Genomic DNA, 16,309 nt, shown 5'->3' with positions numbered 1-16,309 from the left:
CGTGGCAGCGCTCGACGAACCTCTCAAGAAAATTCTCGGTGGCACCACCGCAAAGGTGCTGGCCGAGCATCTCGACCTGCATACGGTCGGCGACCTGTTGCACCACTATCCGCGCCGGTACGCCGAGCGTGGCGAACTGACCCGCCTCTCGGACCTCCCGCTGGACGAACACGTCACGGTCGTCGCCCAGGTCGCGGACTCCCGGGTGCTGAAGTTCAACGGAGGCCGGGGACAGCGCCTCGAAGTGACGCTCACCGACGGCAGCGGCCGTCTCCGGCTGGTCTTCTTCGGCAAGGGCATCCACAAGCCGCACAAGGACCTGCTGCCCGGCCGCCGGGCGATGTTCGCCGGCAAGGTGTCGGTCTTCAACCGCAAACTCCAGCTCGCCCACCCCGAATACGCACTCCTCGACGGCGACGGCGGCGCCGAGGGCGGGACCGAGGAGGTCAGCGCGGAGGTCAACGCCTTCGCCGGCCAGCTCCTGCCGATCTACCCGGCCTGCCAGCAGATGGCGTCCTGGAAGATCGCCAAGGCGGTCGACGCGGTGCTGCCCAGTGCGCGCGACGCCGTCGATCCGCTGCCCGAAGCGCTCCGGGACGGCCGGGAGCTGGTGCCGCTCACCGAGGCGCTGCTCAAGATCCACCGCCCGGCGAGCAAGGCCGATATCGCCGCCGCGCGGGACCGGCTGAAGTGGGACGAGGCGTTCGTCCTGCAGGTCGCGCTCGCCCGGCGCCGCCTCGCCGAGACCCAACTCCCCGCGGTGGCAAGGACATCCACCACCGGCGGCATCCTCGATGCCTTCGACGCGAAGCTGCCCTTCACGCTCACCGACGGCCAGCAGAAGGTCAGCCGGGAGATCTTCGACGACCTGGCGACCGAACACCCCATGCACCGCCTCCTCCAGGGCGAGGTGGGCTCCGGCAAGGCCCAGCCGCTGGACGCGCTGGTGCTGACGCCGCGCGGCTTCCGTCCCATGGGGGAGATGGCCGTCGGGACCGAAGTGGTGGTGCCCAGCGGTGAGCTCGCCGTGGTGGACGGCGTCTTCCCGCAGGGCGAGCGCGAGGTGTGGCGGCTGGTGTTCTCGGACGGCAGCGCCGTCGAGTGCGACGACGAGCATCTGTGGATCGTCCGGGCCGGCGACGCCCAGGAGAGGGTGCTGACCACCCGTGAACTGCGCCGGGACCTCCACGCCCCCGACGGCCGCCCCCGGTGGTCCATCGACGCGGCCGTACCGGTGGACCTCGACGACGGCGGGGAGCGGCCGCTCGATCCGCATCTGATGGGGCGCAGGCTCGCGGAGGACGGCGGTCCGGCGGCCCGGTTGCCGGACGCCTACCGCAACGCGCCGCTGAAGGACCGGCTGGCCGTGCTGCGGGGCCTGCTGGATGCCGGAAGCGGGCCCGCGGGCACCCCTGCGGTGTTCCGTGCCGCGCACCGTCCGCTGGCCGACGACCTCGCGTGGCTGGTGCGCTCGCTGGGCGGACGGGCCCGGCTGAGCGCCGTGGGGGAGGGGGCGTACGACGTCGACGTGGCGCTGCCGGCGGAGGGCGCGGCAGGCTTCCGGCGCACCATCCGGGCCATCGAACACGCCGGCCGCAAGCCCGTCCAGTGCATCAGCGTCCGGCACCCGCGCCACGCCTATGTGACCGACCACTTCACCGTCACCCACAACACCATGGTCGCGCTGCGCGCCATGCTCGGCGTGGTCGACAGCGGCGGCCAGGCCGCGATGCTGGCGCCGACCGAGGTCCTGGCCCAGCAGCACCACCGCTCGGTCACCGAGATGATGGGGGAGCTGGCCGAGGGCGGGATGCTGGGAGGCGCGGAGCAGGGCACCAAGGTGGTGCTGCTGACCGGCTCCATGGGCGCCGCGGCCCGCCGGCAGGCGCTGCTCGATCTGGTCACCGGCGAGGCCGGAATCGTCATCGGCACCCACGCCCTGATCGAGGACAAGGTGCAGTTCCACGACCTGGGCCTGGTCGTCGTCGACGAACAGCACCGCTTCGGCGTCGAGCAGCGGGACGCGCTGCGCGGCAAGGGCAAGCAGACGCCGCATCTCCTGGTCATGACGGCGACCCCCATTCCGCGCACGGTCGCCATGACCGTCTTCGGCGACCTGGAGACCTCCGTCCTGGACCAACTCCCCGCCGGACGCTCGCCGATCGCCACCCATGTGGTGCCCGCCAAGGACAAGCCGCACTTCCTCGCGCGCGCCTGGGAGCGGGTCCGCGAAGAGGTGGCGGCCGGGCACCAGGGCTACGTGGTGTGTCCCCGGATCGGCGACGAGGAGGACGCGCCCAAGGGGGCGAAGAAACCGGCCGGCTCCAAGGGGGCGGCGGACCAGGCGGGTTCACCGGAGGACGCGGAGGAGAAGCGGCCCCCGCTCGCGGTGCTCGACATCGCCGGGCAGCTCGCCGAGGGGCCGCTCGCCGGGCTGCGGGTGGCGGTTCTCCACGGCCGGATGGCGCCGGACGACAAGGACGACGTGATGCGCCGGTTCGCCGCCGGCGAGCTGGACGTCCTGGTGGCCACGACCGTCATCGAGGTGGGGGTGAACGTCCCGAACGCCACGGCCATGGTGATCATGGACGCCGACCGTTTCGGCGTCTCCCAGCTGCACCAGCTCCGCGGCCGGGTCGGCCGTGGCGTGGCGCCCGGGCTGTGCCTGCTGGTCAGCGAGATGCCGGAGGCCAGCCCGGCCCGCGCCCGGCTCGCCGCGGTGGCCGCCACCCTCGACGGCTTCGAACTCTCCCGTATCGACCTGGAACAGCGACGCGAGGGCGATGTGCTGGGCCAGGCGCAGTCCGGCGTCCGCTCGTCGCTGCGGATGCTCGCGGTCATCGAGGACGAGGAGGTGATCGCGGCCGCCCGCGAGGAGGCCACCGCGCTGGTCACCGCCGATCCCGAGCTGACCGGATATCCGGAGCTGCGGATCGCCCTGTCCGCCCTGCTGGACGAGGACCGGGAGCAGTATCTGGACAAGGGCTGAGCGGGGCCCGCGGCCCTTGCCCGGACGCCTCCGGCGGCGTCCGGCCACCGGCTCGCGCGCAAGAGCGCCCGCGCCCAAGAGCGTCCCCGCTCATTAGCCCCCCGCTGAAGGCCGCCGCCCACGGCTCAAGAGGGCCCGCCCACGGCTCAACCTCCCCGCTCCCACGTGAGATCGATCACCACCGGGTGTGCCTCCGGGAAGCCCCGGCCGGACGCCGGGCCCCGGCCGACGGAATATCGTGGAGGAGCGGAGCCCGCCCGGCTCCTCCTCACCGACCACGCGCAACGTAAGGACGGGCCCATGACCCGCGTGATCGCCGGTACGGCCGGCGGCCGCCGCCTGGCCGTACCCCCGGGAAACGGCACCCGCCCGACCTCCGACCGTGCGCGCGAGGGCATGTTCTCCACCTGGGAATCCCTCGACGGGCCGCTCGGCGGTGCCCGGGTACTCGATCTGTACGGCGGCTCCGGCGCGGTCGGCCTCGAAGCGCTCTCCCGCGGCGCCGCACACGTCCTGCTGGTCGAGGCCGATGCCCGCGCCGTGCGCACCATCCGGGACAACGTCCGTGCGGTCGGCCTCCCGGGCGTCGAGGTCCGGGCCGGCAAGGCCGAGCAGACCGCCGCCGCACCGCCCCCGGGCGAGCCGTACGACATCGTCTTCCTGGACCCGCCCTACGGGGTGACCGACGCGGAGCTGTGCGAGATCCTGCTCACACTCCGTGGTCAGGGCTGGCTTGCGGAGGAGGCACTCGTCACCGTGGAGCGCAGCACCCGAGGCGGCACGTTCCCGTGGCCGGACGGTTTTGCAGCGATCAAGGCCCGTCGCTACGGCGAGGGGACGCTTTGGTACGGTCGCGCCGCTTCGACGTCCGCCGAATCGACGTCAGTAAGCGTGTCATGACCGGATCGGAGAGCGAGGAACCCGAGTTGCGCCGCGCCGTCTGTCCGGGGTCATTCGACCCCATCACCAACGGGCATCTGGACATCATCGCCCGTGCCTCCAAGCTGTACGACGTCGTCCACGTCGCCGTGATGATCAACCAGTCCAAGCAGGGGCTGTTCACGGTCGACGAGCGGATCGACCTGATCCGCCGGGCCACCGCCGAGTACGGCAACGTGGAGGTCGAGGCCTTCCACGGCCTGCTCGTCGACTTCTGCAAGCAGCGCGACATCCCCGCGATCGTCAAGGGGCTGCGAGCCGTCAGCGACTTCGACTACGAGCTGCAGATGGCCCAGATGAACAACGGGCTGTCGGGGGTGGAGACGCTGTTCGTCCCCACCAACCCCACCTACAGCTTCCTCTCCTCCAGCCTCGTCAAGGAGGTCGCCGCCTGGGGCGGTGATGTCTCCCATCTGGTGCCGTCGTTCGTCCTGGAGGCTCTGACCGAGCGCCTGCGGAACAAGGGCTGACGCCCGCCGGGCGCACCGGCCCGATGCCCGACTGACGGGGCGTCAGTTGGTGTCGGGGGCAGGGGCCGTGGACGTACAGTCGTCCCGTTCCGTCGTTCCAACCCTTCAGAGAGTGGCGAGTCCAAGGTGGACGTGCAGAAGAAGCTCGACGACATCGTCGCGACCGTCGGCGGTGCCCGGTCCATGCCCATGTCGGCATCGTGCGTGGTCAACCGCGCCGAGCTGCTTGCCATGCTGGAGGAGGTGCGGGCGGCGCTCCCGGGCTCCCTCGCGCAGGCGCAGGAGCTGCTGGGCGGCCGGGAGCAGATGGTCGAGCAGGCGCGGGCCGAGGCGGAGCGGATCATCGAGACCGCGCACGCCCAGCGCGGATCGCTGATCTCCGACACCGAGGTCGCCCGGCAGTCCCAGGACGAGGCGGACCGGATTCTCGCGGAGGCCCGCCGGGAGGCGGAGGAGATCCGCGCCGAGGCCGACGACTACGTCGACAGCAAGCTCGCCAACTTCGAGGTCGTGCTGACCAAGACCATCGGATCCGTCGACCGCGGCCGCGAGAAGCTGCTCGGCCGCGACCCCGGGCAGGGCGAGCAGGAGTACCCGGACGAGGACGGCACCAGGGCCCCGGAGCGCAGCGCCGACCCGGAGACCCTGCGGCAGCGCGCCGACGCCTATGTGGACGCCAAGTTCGGGGCGTTCCAGGCCGTGCTGACCAAGACGCTGGAGGCGGTCGGCCGGGGCCGCGACAAGCTCCAGGGCGCCCGTGCGATCGATGAGCTGGGCCTCCACCTGGCCGCGCAGGGCGACCCGCAGTCCGGGCACCAGGCCGACGCCGACTATCTCGCCGGCCTGGCGGGCATCGGTGCCGAGCAGGAGCAGCAGCCGCCCCAGGCGCCCCCGATGCCTCAGGCGCCTCCTATGCCCCAGGCGCAACCCCAGCCCCAGGACCACCAGCAGCCCCTTCAGCCCCAGCTCCAGCAGCAGGGCTACTACGCCGACCCGGCGGTCTACCAGCAGCAGGACGTCTACGGCTATCAGCAGCCGCAGGAGGTCCCGTACGCCCAGCACCAGGACCCGTACGGCTACGACTGGCAGCTGGCCCAGCAGCAGGCCCAGCAGCAGGGCTACGACCCGAACACTTACCTCCAGCAGCAGGTGCCTCAGCAGCCGCAGCAGCCTCCGCACGGCCACCCCGTGCAGCCCGGCGCCCTGGACGAGACCAGCCTCTTCGACACCAGCATGATCGACCTGGACCAGCTGCGGGCGTACGAGGAGGGGCGCCAGTAGGCGGCCCCGCCCGCGGACCGGGAAGGGGGCCGGGAGCGGATTGGGCCTATCGGGGCCCGTCCAGTATCCTGGCTCTTCGGTCGCGCGTATCTCCGCGATCTCTGCTGCCCGAATCCTGTCCCGCAGGAATACGGACGGCACGGAAAACCCACAGAAAGCAGGAAGCCATCAACGCCCGCCTCGACCACCGTTCCCCTCTCGTGTTCGACACACGCGAGCTGGGCCGGCGTCCCGGTGCGCTCAAGAGGGCCTCCCGCTCCGTCGAGGCCCCCCGGGATCTCGGCAATGAGGTCATCGGCGTGCCCGAGGGTGCACCGGTCGAGCTCGACCTCCGCCTGGAATCGGTCATGGACGGGGTGCTTGTCACAGGCACCGGCCGTGCAACCGTCAAGGGGGAGTGCGTAAGGTGTCTGGAGCCGCTGGAGCGAGAGCTCGACGCGGACTTCCAGGAGATGTTCGCCTACCCCGACGCCGACGCCAGGGTCCGTGAGGACGCCGGCGACGACGCCGAGGACGAGGAGGACACCCTCTTCCTCGAGGACGACCTGTTCGACCTCGAACCCGTGCTGCGTGATGCGGTGGTGCTTGCACTGCCGATGCAGCCGGTGTGCCAGGACGACTGCCCGGGCCTGTGCTCCGAATGCGGAGTGCGGCTCGCGGACGACCCGGACCACCACCACGACGCCGTCGACATCCGTTGGGCGGCACTGCAGGGACTCGCCGGGACCGTCAAGGACGGCGAGAAGGACAACATGGGCGGCGCCGAAGCGGGCGTCGACGAGAAGCAGGAGAAGTAGCCGTGGCTGTTCCGAAGCGGAAGATGTCGCGCAGCAACACGCGCCACCGCCGGTCGCAGTGGAAGGCTGCGGTCCCCACCCTGGTGGCGTGCGAGCGCTGCCACGAGCCGAAGCAGCAGCACATCGCGTGCCCGAGCTGCGGCACCTACAACAAGCGCCAGGTCCTCGAGGTCTGAGCGGCTGGTGACAGGCTTCATGTCAGACGCCAATTCGACTTCCCGCAAACGCGGGGATGAACCGACTCCGGCGGACACGGCCTCGTCTCACACGCTTCTGGAAGGGCGGCTCGGGTACAAGCTCGAGTCCGCCCTTCTGGTGCGTGCGCTGACGCACCGCTCGTACGCATACGAGAACGGCGGTCTGCCCACCAACGAGCGGCTGGAATTCCTCGGGGATTCGGTGCTCGGCCTGGTGGTCACGGACACGCTGTACCGCATCCACCCCGATCTGCCGGAGGGCCAGCTGGCCAAGCTCCGGGCCGCGGTGGTCAACTCGCGTGCACTTGCCGAGGTGGGCCGTGGCCTCGACCTCGGCGCCTTCATCCGCCTCGGCAGGGGCGAAGAGGGCACGGGCGGCCGGGACAAGGCATCCATCCTCGCCGACACCCTGGAAGCGGTGATCGGCGCGGTCTATCTCGACCAGGGCCTCGATGCGGCCGGCGAGCTGGTGCACCGGCTCTTCGACCCGCTCATCGAGAAGTCCTCCAGCCTGGGCGCGGGCCTGGACTGGAAGACCAGTCTCCAGGAACTCACCGCGACCGAAGGCCTCGGGGTTCCGGAGTACCTGGTCACGGAGACCGGACCGGACCACGAGAAGACCTTTACTGCTGCCGCCCGCGTCGGTGGTGTCTCGTACGGCACCGGCACCGGCCGCAGCAAGAAGGAAGCCGAGCAGCAGGCGGCCGAATCCGCGTGGCGCGAGATCCGCGCCGCGGCGGACGAGGCGGCCAAGGCGGCTGAGGCGGCCAAGGCGGCAGAGCCCGCCGAGGCCGTCAAGACCGCCGGAGAAGACACCGTCGGCTAGCCGTACGGCGCACGCCTCCGCGGCGCGGCACCCCACCCCCGTTGCGCTTCGGCGCACCGGGGGTCCTTCTTGTCCGGAGCCCCGCGCACGGTGCCGGGCGGGCCCCTGGGCCTGTGGAGGGGAGAGGTACGCTGCGGCTGTCGTCCCTCAGCTGTCCCAAGGAGTCCCGTGCCCGAGCTGCCCGAGGTCGAGGTGGTACGCCGCGGACTGGAGCGCTGGGTCAGCGGCCGCACGATCGACGAGGTCGAGGTGCGGCATCCGCGCGCGATCCGCCGGCACACGGCCGGCGCGGCCGACTTCGCGGCCCGGCTCATGGGCCTGCAACTGGGCGCGGCACGCCGGCGCGGCAAGTACCTCTGGCTCCCGGTGACCGGCGGGGGCCCGGCCGCACAGACCGCCGCCGAAGGCCTCCCCCCGAGGGTCACCCCGTCCGTCACCCACGGCCTGGCGATCCTCGCCCATCTCGGGATGAGCGGCCAGTTGCTCGTCCAGCCGCAGGACGCCCCGGACGAGAAGCATCTGCGCATCCGGCTCCGCTTCGCCGACGACCTCGGCACCGAACTCCGCTTCGTCGACCAGCGCACCTTCGGCGGCCTCTCGCTGCACGACACCGTCCCCGGCGACGCGGACCACCTTCCCGACGTCATCGCCCATATCGCCCGCGACCCGCTCGATGCGGCCTTCGACGACGCCGCCTTCCACGACGCGCTGCGCCGCCGCCGGACCACCGTCAAACGGGCACTGCTCGACCAGACGCTGATCAGCGGCGTCGGCAACATCTATGCGGACGAGGCGCTGTGGCGCAGCAAGCTCCACTACGAGCGGCCGACCGCCACCTTCACCCGCCCGCGCACGGCCGAACTGCTCGGCCACGTACGGGAGGTGATGCATGCCGCGCTCGCCGTCGGCGGCACCAGCTTCGACAGCCTCTATGTCAACGTCAACGGGGAGTCCGGCTACTTCGACCGCTCCCTGGACGCCTACGGTCGCGAGGACGAACCCTGCCGCCGCTGCGGCACCCCGATCCGCCGCCGTCCCTGGATGAACCGTTCCAGCTACTTCTGCCCCCGCTGCCAGCGGCCGCCGCGCGGCTGAAGCCGGCAGGCCGGCGAGGTTGCCGGCTCAGCCCCCGGTGTGCTGGGCGTCATAGCGCTCCCGGGCCTGGAGCACCTGCGGCATCCGGTCCTCCACCAGGGCGATCAGCAGGTGCAGCTGGCGGGCGACCTGGTGGCCCAGCGGCGTCAGCGCGTAATCCACCCGGGGCGGGTTGGTCTGCTGGGCCGCGCGGTGGACGAGTCCGTCCCGCTCCAGTGCCTGCAGGGTCTGGGCCAGCATCTTTTCACTCACGCCTTGTACCCGGCGCCGCAGTTCGTTGAAGCGGAAGGTGCCGTCGAGCAGCGCGCCCAGCGTCAGGCTGCCCCATCGGTCGGTGACGTGCTTGAGCGCGTCACGGGAGGGGCAGTCGCGCGCGAAGACGTCGTAGGCCAGATCGTCCGCACAGGCGGCGGGGGGCTCCTCGGCGGTCTCGGCAGGGTTCTCGGTGGCCATACCGACACCATACCCGTGCACAGCGCTAACCAATGGATTGCGCTTTCGAAAAGTTAGTGCTTTTCTTCTCCCATCACACCCCGACGTCCCCGGGGGGCCGACCGTCCCGGGATGCCGTGACCTTGAGGAGAAACCGCCGTGACCAGCTCCGCCCTGCCCGCCCCCGTCGTCTCCGTCGCCTACCACTCCGGCTTCGGCCACACCGCCGTACTGGCCGAGGCCGTCCGCGCCGCTGCCGCCGAGGCGGGGGCCACCGTCCATCTGATCCAGGTCGACGAGATCACCGAGGCCCAGTGGGAACTGCTCGACGCCTCCGACGCGATCGTCTTCGGTTCGCCGACCTATATGGGGACGGCTTCCGGGGCGTTCCACACCTTCGCCGAGGCCACATCCAGGCGCTGGGCGACCCGTGCCTGGCAGGACAAGCTCGCGGCGGGCTTCACCAACTCCGCCTCCAAGAGCGGGGACAAGCTGCACACCCTGCAGTTCTTCACGGTGCTCGCCGCCCAGCACGGGATGAGCTGGGTCAGCCTCAACCTGCTCCCCGGCTGGAACTCCTCCACCGCCTCGGAGAACGACCTCAACCGGCTCGGCTTCTTCCTCGGGGCCGGCGCCCAGTCCGACAACGACCAGGGCGCGGAGGCGGTCCACAAGGCCGATATCGCCACCGCCGAACACCTCGGACGCCGTATCGCCGAGCAGGCCCGCATCTTCGCCGCGGGCCGCGCCGCCGTCGCCGCCTGACCGGCGGGTGCGGGGGGACGAGGACTCCCCCCCGCACGCGAGACGCCCGCGCCGCCCCGTGATCCGTCACGGGGCGGCGCGGGCGTCTGATGCCTGGGGGCTGCCGCGCCCCGGCCGGGCGCCGTCCGGCCCGGCCTCTAGAAGCCGAAGTCCTGCGTCCACCACGGGCCGCCCGGCCCGACATGGGCGCCGACCCCGAGGGTCTTGTAATCGCAGTTGAGGATGTTGGCGCGGTGGCCGGGGCTGTTCATCCAGGAGTCCATCACGGCCCGCGCGGTGGCCTGTCCGCGGGCTATGTTCTCGCCGCCCAGGTCGTCGATGCCCGCGTCCCGGGCGCGGTCCCAGGGCGTGTCCCCGTCCGGGTCGGTGTGGTCGAAGAAGCCGCGCCGGGCCATGTCGTCACTGAACTGCTGTGCGAGTCCCGCCAGTTCCTTGTCCGCCGTGACGGGGGAGCAGCCGGCCTGGGCGCGCTCCTGGTTGACCAGGGACAGGACCTGGGCCTCGGCGGACGACTGGGTGTCGGCGGTCTTCGACGGCGCCGCGCTGCGTACGGACGCTGCCGAGGACGGCCGGTCGGCGGGCGCTGCGGACCGGCGGGTATCGGTCTTTCCGGCGGGGGAGGTGGCCGTCCGGTGCGGAGAGGGGGACGTCGAGGGGGTGGTGGGGGAGGAGGGGCGGCCGGCGCCGGGAGCCGTGGCACGGGCGCTGCCGCGGCTGACCTGTTCCGTGGCGCGGTCGGACGGGGTCGCCGACCCGCCGCCCAGCGTCTCGGTGGCCTCCGGCAGCGCGCCGGCCCGTACGCGGTCCCGCTGGTCGCCGCTGGTCCCCCCGTCGAACTGGCCGTGGCCGGGGATCAGTCCGGAGGCGGCGGCCACGGCTCCCATCGCCATCACCGCGGAGGCGCCGAGCAGTCCGGTGCGTACGGGGGTCCGCCCGCGGCGGGGGGCCGCGCGATGTCCGCGGCGCAGGTCCGCGGCCGACGGGCCGGGGTGTTCCGCCGGCGATGCGTCAACAGGCCCCGCACCGGGGGCATCGGGGGCTGGGGGAGCAGAGCGTCGATGGCGGCCCATCCGCTGTCTTCCTTCCGTCCTCAGCGTCAAGACGGCTCACCCATAAGGGTGAGCCTCGCTTGTCGGGGGACTGTACGCCATGACGGATGGGCAGAAGTGACTGCTGAGCAATTGGACAGTTAACGTGCACACATGAACGAAGCTGTCCGTGTGACCGCCTGGGTGCGTGGTCAGGTCCAAGGCGTCGGGTTCCGTTGGTTCACCCGGGCCAACGCCCTTCGCATCGGCGAACTCGCCGGATTTGCGGTCAATCTCGGTGACGGCCGCGTTCAGGTGGTCGCCGAGGGCCCGAAGGACCACTGCGATGCGCTGCTGGACTGGCTCCGTACCGGAGACACGCCCGGGCGGGTCGACGGAGTCACTGAGATATGGGACACGCCCCGGGGCGGTTACGACGGCTTCGAAATCCGCTGAGCGGCTCCGCCGGAACCGTCCGTACGGCCGACACAGGCGATCTTGTAGAGACGTCCTTGTCAGCTGCTTACAGGAGATAAGGCCTGGTGGTTGCCAATCCGGCCGACCCGTGCAAGGCTGCCGCTGTACGGATGATCTCTACGCCCCCGCGGGACCTTTCTGGGGAGTCGGCGCAGCGCCCTCGCGGCCGCGCACTCTCAGGCGCCCGAGGATACGGGGCGTGATCGTGTTGACCGTCAAACCGTTTGGTGAGACTCTGGAATCCCCGCGCACCTTAGCTGTTTGGCATTGAGTACACGCAGAGAATGACAAGCACCGCGGGTGCGATTCCCTCACGACCCACACCGCTTCGGTCGGTCACTCATTGTGGAGGACCATCCATCATGGCAAAGGCGCTTCTCGGTTACGTCGGCGGCTCCGACCCCCGAGTCCTCTCCGAGATGCGACGGCTTCAGCAGCGCGTCCAAGACCTTGAATCCGAACTTATTCGGATGCAGGCCGAAAACGACATGCTGTCCGCTGCCGCACGTCGCGACGACTCGATGCTCGACATCGACGTACCCCAGGCGGAGCCCGCGCTCACCTGACCCCAACCTCAGGGCCGGTAGGGCTGCTCGCCAGCCGCTTGAGGCACCGCTCTCTTCAAGATCTGCAAGGGACGCTTCGGCGTCCCTTCGTCGTTTCCGGCTCTTTCGGTTTCCGGCCTATTCGGACCTTCCGGCCACTTCAGCCGTGCCGCCCCTCCCTTACCGCATGATGTGCCCTGCGCTTTCGGCAATGAAACCGAAAATGAACGGTGCGGTATACCCGGGGGCCGTACGGGCGGGTGATCGGGACCGGAATGTTGGGGGTCGTCCCCCGATGGGGGGGCCGGTAGAGTCCCACGGCGTGCATCTCAAGAGTCTGACCCTGCGAGGTTTCAAGTCCTTCGCCTCCGCCACGACGCTCCGGTTCGAGCCGGGCATCACCTGCGTCGTGGGCCCGAACGGCTCCGGCAAGTCCAATGTGGTGGACGCGCTGTCCTGGGTCATGGGCGAGCAGGGAGCCAAGTCGCTGCGTGGCGGGAAGATGGAGGACGTCATCTTCGCCGGGACGACCGGGCGGCCGCCGCTCGGCCGTGCCGAGGTCTCGCTCACCATCGACAACGCCGACGGTGCACTGCCGATCGAATACGCCGAAGTCACCATCACCCGGATCATGTTCCGCAACGGCGGCAGCGAGTACCAGATCAACGGAGACACCTGCCGACTGCTGGATATCCAGGAATTGCTCTCCGATTCCGGTATCGGCCGGGAGATGCACGTCATCGTCGGACAGGGCCAGCTCGATTCCGTCCTGCATGCCGACCCGATGGGGCGCCGGGCCTTCATCGAGGAGGCGGCCGGTGTCCTCAAGCACCGCAAGCGCAAGGAAAAGGCGCTGCGGAAGCTGGACGCGATGAAGGCCAACCTCGCCCGCGTCCAGGATCTGACCGATGAGCTGCGGCGCCAGCTCAAGCCGCTGGGGCGGCAGGCCGCGGTAGCCCGGCGCGCCGCCGTCATCCAGGCGGACCTGCGGGACGCCCGGCTGCGGCTGCTCGCCGACGACCTCGTCACCCTGCGCCGGGCGCTGCGCGCCGAGATCGCGGACGAGGCGGCGCTCAAGGAGCGCAAGCAGGCCGCCGAGGACCGGCTGCGCACCGCCCAGCAGCACGAGGCGGCGCTGGAGGAGGAGGTGCGCACCCTGACGCCTCGGGTGCAGCGCGCCCAGCAGACCTGGCATGAGCTCTCCCAGCTCGCGGAGCGGGTGCGCGGCACGATCTCGCTGGCCGAGGCGCGGGTCAAGAGCGCTTCGGCGGCCCCGCCGGAGGAGCGGCACGGGCGTGACCCCGAGGACATGGAGCGCGAGGCGGCCCGGATCCGCGAGCAGGAGGCGGAGTTGACGGCCGCGCTGGAGGCGGCGAGCCGGGCGCTGGAGGACACCGTCGAACACCGTGCCGGACTGGAGCGGCAGTTGGCGGACGAGGAGCGGCGGCTGCGGGACGCGGCCCGGGCCATCGCCGACCGCCGCGAGGGCCTGGCCCGGCTGAGCGGACAGGTCACCGCCGCCCGTGGCCGGGCCGCCTCGGCGCAGGCGGAGATCGGCCGCCTGGCCGAGGCCAGGGACGATGCCCGGCGCCGGGCGGCCACCGCCCACGAGGAGTACGAACAGCTCAAGGCCGAGGTCGAGGGGCTGGACGCGGACGACGAGGAGATCGCCGGGCGGCACGAGGCGGCCCGCCACGAACTGGCGGAGGCGGAGTCCGCGCTGACCGCCGCTCGGGAGGCGCTGACCACGGCCGAGCGTGAACGGGCCGCGACCGCCGCACGCCATGACGCACTGGCGCTGGGGCTGCGCCGCAAGGACGGCACCGGCGCGCTGCTGGCCGCCGCCGACCAGCTCACCGGCCTGCTCGGTCCGGCGGCGGAACTGCTGACCGTCACCCCCGGTTTCGAGATCCCGGTGGCGGCCGCCCTCGGCGTGGCCGCGGACGCCCTCGCCGTCACCGGCCCGGGCACCGCCGCCGAGGCCATCCGGCTGCTGCGCACACAGGATGCGGGGCGGGCGGCGATGGTGCTGGGGGGAAGCGGGGGCCGGCCGGTTGCGGGGCGGGTGCCCGCGCAGTCGGCGCGGGCTGCGGAGGTCGTGGAGACGGCGGAGGCCGCGGATGCCGCGGAGGCCACGGAGGCCGCGGAGGCCGCTGAGGTGGTGGATGCGGTGGGGGCTACGGAGATGGGTGAGGCCCCGGATGTGGTTGATGTTCCGAGTGCCCCGAGTGCCCCGAGTGCCCCTGGTTCTGCGGATATCTCGGATGCTGGTGAGGCCATTGAGTTCGCTGAGGCAGCTGAGGCAGCTGAGACAACCGAGGCCGTTCGGGTGTCGGCGTGCAGTGGGGCCGGCAGGGCCGAAGGGGCCGTGGCGGATACCCGTGGGCGCGCGGCCGGGAAGCCCGGCGCACCCGGGGCCGCCGGGTCCCGGCTCCCCGGGCCCGGTTCCGGGCCCGTACCGGCGGAGGAACTGGTTCGGGGGCCCGCGGAGTTGACGGCCGCCGTGGCCCGGCTGCTGCGGGACGTCGTGGTGGTCGGGACGCTGGAGGACGCCGAGGAGCTGGTGGCCGCGCGGCCGGAGCTGACGGCGGTGACAAGTGAGGGCGATCTGCTCGGAGCGCATTTCGCGCACGGCGGCTCCGCCGGTGCGCCGAGCCTGCTGGAGGTGCAGGCGTCCGTCGATGAGGCGGCCGCCGAGCTGGAGGAGCTGGCAGCGCGTTGCGAGGAGCTGGCACGGACGCAGCGGGCCGCGGCGGAACGCCGTACGGAGTGTGCCGCGCTGGTGGAGGAGCTGGCCGAGCGGTGGCGGGCGGCGGACCGGGAGAAGTCGAAGGTCGCCGGGGACCTCGGCCGGCTCGGCGGGCAGGCGCGGGCGGCCGCGGGGGAGGCCGAGCGGTCGGACGCGGCGGCGAGCAGGGCCGAGGAGGCGCTGGCGCGGGCCACCGAGGAGGCCGAGGAGCTGGCCGAACGCCTTGCGGTGGCCGAGGAGGAGCCGGGCGTCGGCGACGAGGAGCCCGATACCTCGGCGCGGGACCGGCTGGCCGCCGACGGCGCCAATGCGCGGCAGACCGAGATGGAGGCCCGGCTCCAGGCGCGGACGCACGAGGAGCGGGTGAAGGCGCTCGCCGGGCGGGCGGATGCGCTGGACCGGGGGGCGCGCGCCGAACGCGAGGCGCGGCTGCGGGCCGAGCGGCGGCGCGCACGGCTGCGGCACGAGGCGCAGGTGGCCGGGGCGGTCGCCGCCGGGGCCCGGCAGCTGCTGGCCCATGTCGAGGTGTCGGCCGTACGGGCCGAGGAGGAGCGGGGCGCGGCGGAGCGGGCCAAGGCCGAGCGGGAGCAGGCGCTGGTGGCCGAGCGCAATCAGGGCCGGGAGCTGAAGTCCGAGCTGGACAAGCTGACGGACTCGATGCACCGCGGCGAGGTGCTGGGGGCGGAGAAGCGGCTGCGGATCGAGCAGCTGGAGACCAAGGCGCTGGAGGAGCTGGGGGTGGAGCCGGCCGGGCTGATGTCCGAGTACGGCCCCGAGCAGCTGGTCCCGCCGTCGCCGGCCGCCGAGGGCGAGGTGCTTCCGGAGGATCCCGGGCATCCGCGCCATCAGCCGGTGCCCTACGTACGGGCCGAGCAGGAAAAACGGCTCAGGGCGGCCGAGCGGGCGTATCAGCAGCTCGGGAAGGTGAATCCGCTGGCGTTGGAGGAGTTCGCCGCATTGGAGGAACGGCACAAGTTCCTCAGCGAGCAGCTTGAAGACTTGAAGAAGACCCGCGCCGATCTGATGCAGGTGGTCAAGGAGGTCGACGAGCGGGTGGAGCAGGTCTTCACCGAGGCCTACCACGACACCGCGCGCGAGTTCGAGGGCGTCTTCGCGCGGCTGTTCCCGGGTGGCGAGGGGCGGTTGGTGCTGACCGATCCGGACGACATGCTGGCGACCGGGGTGGATGTGGAGGCGCGCCCGCCGGGGAAGAAGGTCAAGCGGTTGTCGCTGCTGTCCGGTGGTGAGCGGTCGCTGACCGCGGTGGCGCTGCTGGTGTCGATCTTCAAGGCGCGGCCCAGCCCGTTCTATGTGATGGACGAGGTGGAGGCCGCCTTGGACGACACCAATCTGCAACGGCTGATCGGGATCATGGAGGAGCTGCAGGAGAGCTCCCAGCTGATCGTGATCACGCATCAGAAGCGGACGATGGAGGTCGCGGACGCCCTCTACGGGGTATCGATGCAGGGTGACGGCGTTACCAAGGTCATCAGCCAGCGGCTGCACTGAGCGCGGGAGCGGTGGAGCGGACCCGTGTCGGCCGGGTGCGATATCGACCGGAATCGGCGTCTGCCGTGACCCTCCCCGGCGCCGTCGTTGATCGCCCGGAGTGTCCGACACTGCATCAGTTCAGAACTTGAACGAACTGCCTCTCGAGTGGCCGAGAAACAAATTCATCTCGGCCTATTGACTTCGAAACTTGAAGGCATAGTCTCTGCA

14 protein-coding genes are annotated in these 16,309 nt (G+C 71.4%); 12 read left to right on the top strand and 2 right to left on the bottom strand.

The window, feature by feature from the left end:
• The first annotated feature begins 1 nt into the window (after position 1).
• From ACGFR7_RS18130 to mutM, 8 genes are all read left to right on the top strand, one after another.
• Positions 2 to 2,989 (top strand): helicase-related protein, encoded by a 2,988-nt coding sequence (locus tag ACGFR7_RS18130; RefSeq protein ID WP_393319759.1) that lies wholly within the window; start codon positions 2 to 4, stop codon positions 2,987 to 2,989.
• 300 nt (positions 2,990 to 3,289) lie between these two features.
• Positions 3,290 to 3,889: a 16S rRNA (guanine(966)-N(2))-methyltransferase RsmD gene (gene rsmD, locus ACGFR7_RS18125; protein ID WP_393319756.1), complete on the top strand. Its 600-nt coding sequence runs from the start codon at positions 3,290 to 3,292 to the stop codon at positions 3,887 to 3,889.
• A complete protein-coding gene (coaD, locus tag ACGFR7_RS18120; RefSeq protein ID WP_393319753.1) occupies positions 3,886 to 4,398 on the top strand; it encodes a pantetheine-phosphate adenylyltransferase in 513 nt (170 codons plus the stop codon). The genes rsmD and coaD overlap by 4 nt, the downstream gene beginning before the upstream one ends.
• Before the next feature lie 126 nt (positions 4,399 to 4,524).
• Entirely contained in the window at positions 4,525 to 5,679 is a 1,155-nt protein-coding gene (locus ACGFR7_RS18115; RefSeq protein ID WP_393319750.1) for an ATP synthase F0 subunit B, read from the top strand.
• A 167-nt stretch (positions 5,680 to 5,846) separates the two neighbouring features.
• Positions 5,847 to 6,476: a YceD family protein gene (locus ACGFR7_RS18110; protein ID WP_393320176.1), complete on the top strand. Its 630-nt coding sequence runs from the start codon at positions 5,847 to 5,849 to the stop codon at positions 6,474 to 6,476.
• Between the two features lie 2 nt (positions 6,477 to 6,478).
• Positions 6,479 to 6,652 (top strand): 50S ribosomal protein L32, encoded by a 174-nt coding sequence (rpmF, locus tag ACGFR7_RS18105; RefSeq protein ID WP_003951102.1) that lies wholly within the window; start codon positions 6,479 to 6,481, stop codon positions 6,650 to 6,652.
• A gap of 19 nt (positions 6,653 to 6,671) precedes the next feature.
• On the top strand, positions 6,672 to 7,499 hold the full coding sequence (rnc, locus tag ACGFR7_RS18100) for a ribonuclease III (RefSeq protein WP_393319747.1): 828 nt from the start codon (positions 6,672 to 6,674) through the stop codon (positions 7,497 to 7,499).
• 168 nt (positions 7,500 to 7,667) lie between these two features.
• On the top strand, positions 7,668 to 8,594 hold the full coding sequence (gene mutM, locus ACGFR7_RS18095; RefSeq protein WP_393319744.1) for a bifunctional DNA-formamidopyrimidine glycosylase/DNA-(apurinic or apyrimidinic site) lyase: 927 nt from the start codon (positions 7,668 to 7,670) through the stop codon (positions 8,592 to 8,594).
• A gap of 27 nt (positions 8,595 to 8,621) precedes the next feature.
• On the opposite strand, the gene ACGFR7_RS18090 is transcribed toward mutM, so the two are convergent.
• A complete protein-coding gene (locus tag ACGFR7_RS18090; RefSeq protein ID WP_393319741.1) occupies positions 8,622 to 9,047 on the bottom strand; it encodes a winged helix-turn-helix transcriptional regulator in 426 nt (141 codons plus the stop codon).
• A gap of 138 nt (positions 9,048 to 9,185) precedes the next feature.
• Here ACGFR7_RS18090 and ACGFR7_RS18085 point away from each other — a divergent pair, with 138 nt between their 5' ends.
• On the top strand, positions 9,186 to 9,791 hold the full coding sequence (locus tag ACGFR7_RS18085) for a flavodoxin family protein (RefSeq protein WP_393319738.1): 606 nt from the start codon (positions 9,186 to 9,188) through the stop codon (positions 9,789 to 9,791).
• A 137-nt stretch (positions 9,792 to 9,928) separates the two neighbouring features.
• Here the strand turns inward: ACGFR7_RS18085 and ACGFR7_RS18080 are convergent, their stop codons facing one another.
• On the bottom strand, positions 9,929 to 10,861 hold the full coding sequence (locus ACGFR7_RS18080) for a CAP domain-containing protein (protein ID WP_393319735.1): 933 nt from the start codon (positions 10,859 to 10,861) through the stop codon (positions 9,929 to 9,931).
• A 132-nt stretch (positions 10,862 to 10,993) separates the two neighbouring features.
• Here ACGFR7_RS18080 and ACGFR7_RS18075 point away from each other — a divergent pair, with 132 nt between their 5' ends.
• The 3 genes from ACGFR7_RS18075 (at position 10,994) to ACGFR7_RS18065 (ending at position 16,099) form a co-directional block, all read left to right on the top strand.
• On the top strand, positions 10,994 to 11,275 hold the full coding sequence (locus ACGFR7_RS18075; protein WP_350254269.1) for an acylphosphatase: 282 nt from the start codon (positions 10,994 to 10,996) through the stop codon (positions 11,273 to 11,275).
• Between the two features lie 383 nt (positions 11,276 to 11,658).
• Positions 11,659 to 11,862: a hypothetical protein gene (locus tag ACGFR7_RS18070; protein ID WP_006602857.1), complete on the top strand. Its 204-nt coding sequence runs from the start codon at positions 11,659 to 11,661 to the stop codon at positions 11,860 to 11,862.
• 301 nt (positions 11,863 to 12,163) lie between these two features.
• On the top strand, positions 12,164 to 16,099 hold the full coding sequence (locus ACGFR7_RS18065; protein WP_393319732.1) for an AAA family ATPase: 3,936 nt from the start codon (positions 12,164 to 12,166) through the stop codon (positions 16,097 to 16,099).
• Positions 16,100 to 16,309: the final 210 nt, after the last annotated feature.

It is taken from the genome of Streptomyces sp. NPDC048516, assembly GCF_043199875.1.
GTDB lineage: Bacteria > Actinomycetota > Actinomycetes > Streptomycetales > Streptomycetaceae > Streptomyces.
This window is presented reverse-complemented; position numbering and strand designations above follow the sequence as displayed.

Excerpts from the sequence above, each read along its gene's own strand:
- rsmD (WP_393319756.1), top strand. The coding sequence starts at position 3,290 with ATGACCCGCGTGATCGCCGGTACGGCCGGCGGCCGCCGCCTGGCCGTA.
- coaD (WP_393319753.1), top strand. The coding sequence starts at position 3,886 with ATGACCGGATCGGAGAGCGAGGAACCCGAGTTGCGCCGCGCCGTCTGT.
- rnc (WP_393319747.1), top strand. The coding sequence starts at position 6,672 with ATGTCAGACGCCAATTCGACTTCCCGCAAACGCGGGGATGAACCGACT.
- ACGFR7_RS18090 (WP_393319741.1), bottom strand. The coding sequence starts at position 9,047 with ATGGCCACCGAGAACCCTGCCGAGACCGCCGAGGAGCCCCCCGCCGCC.
- ACGFR7_RS18080 (WP_393319735.1), bottom strand. The coding sequence starts at position 10,861 with ATGGGCCGCCATCGACGCTCTGCTCCCCCAGCCCCCGATGCCCCCGGT.
- ACGFR7_RS18075 (WP_350254269.1), top strand. The coding sequence starts at position 10,994 with ATGAACGAAGCTGTCCGTGTGACCGCCTGGGTGCGTGGTCAGGTCCAA.
- ACGFR7_RS18070 (WP_006602857.1), top strand. The coding sequence starts at position 11,659 with ATGGCAAAGGCGCTTCTCGGTTACGTCGGCGGCTCCGACCCCCGAGTC.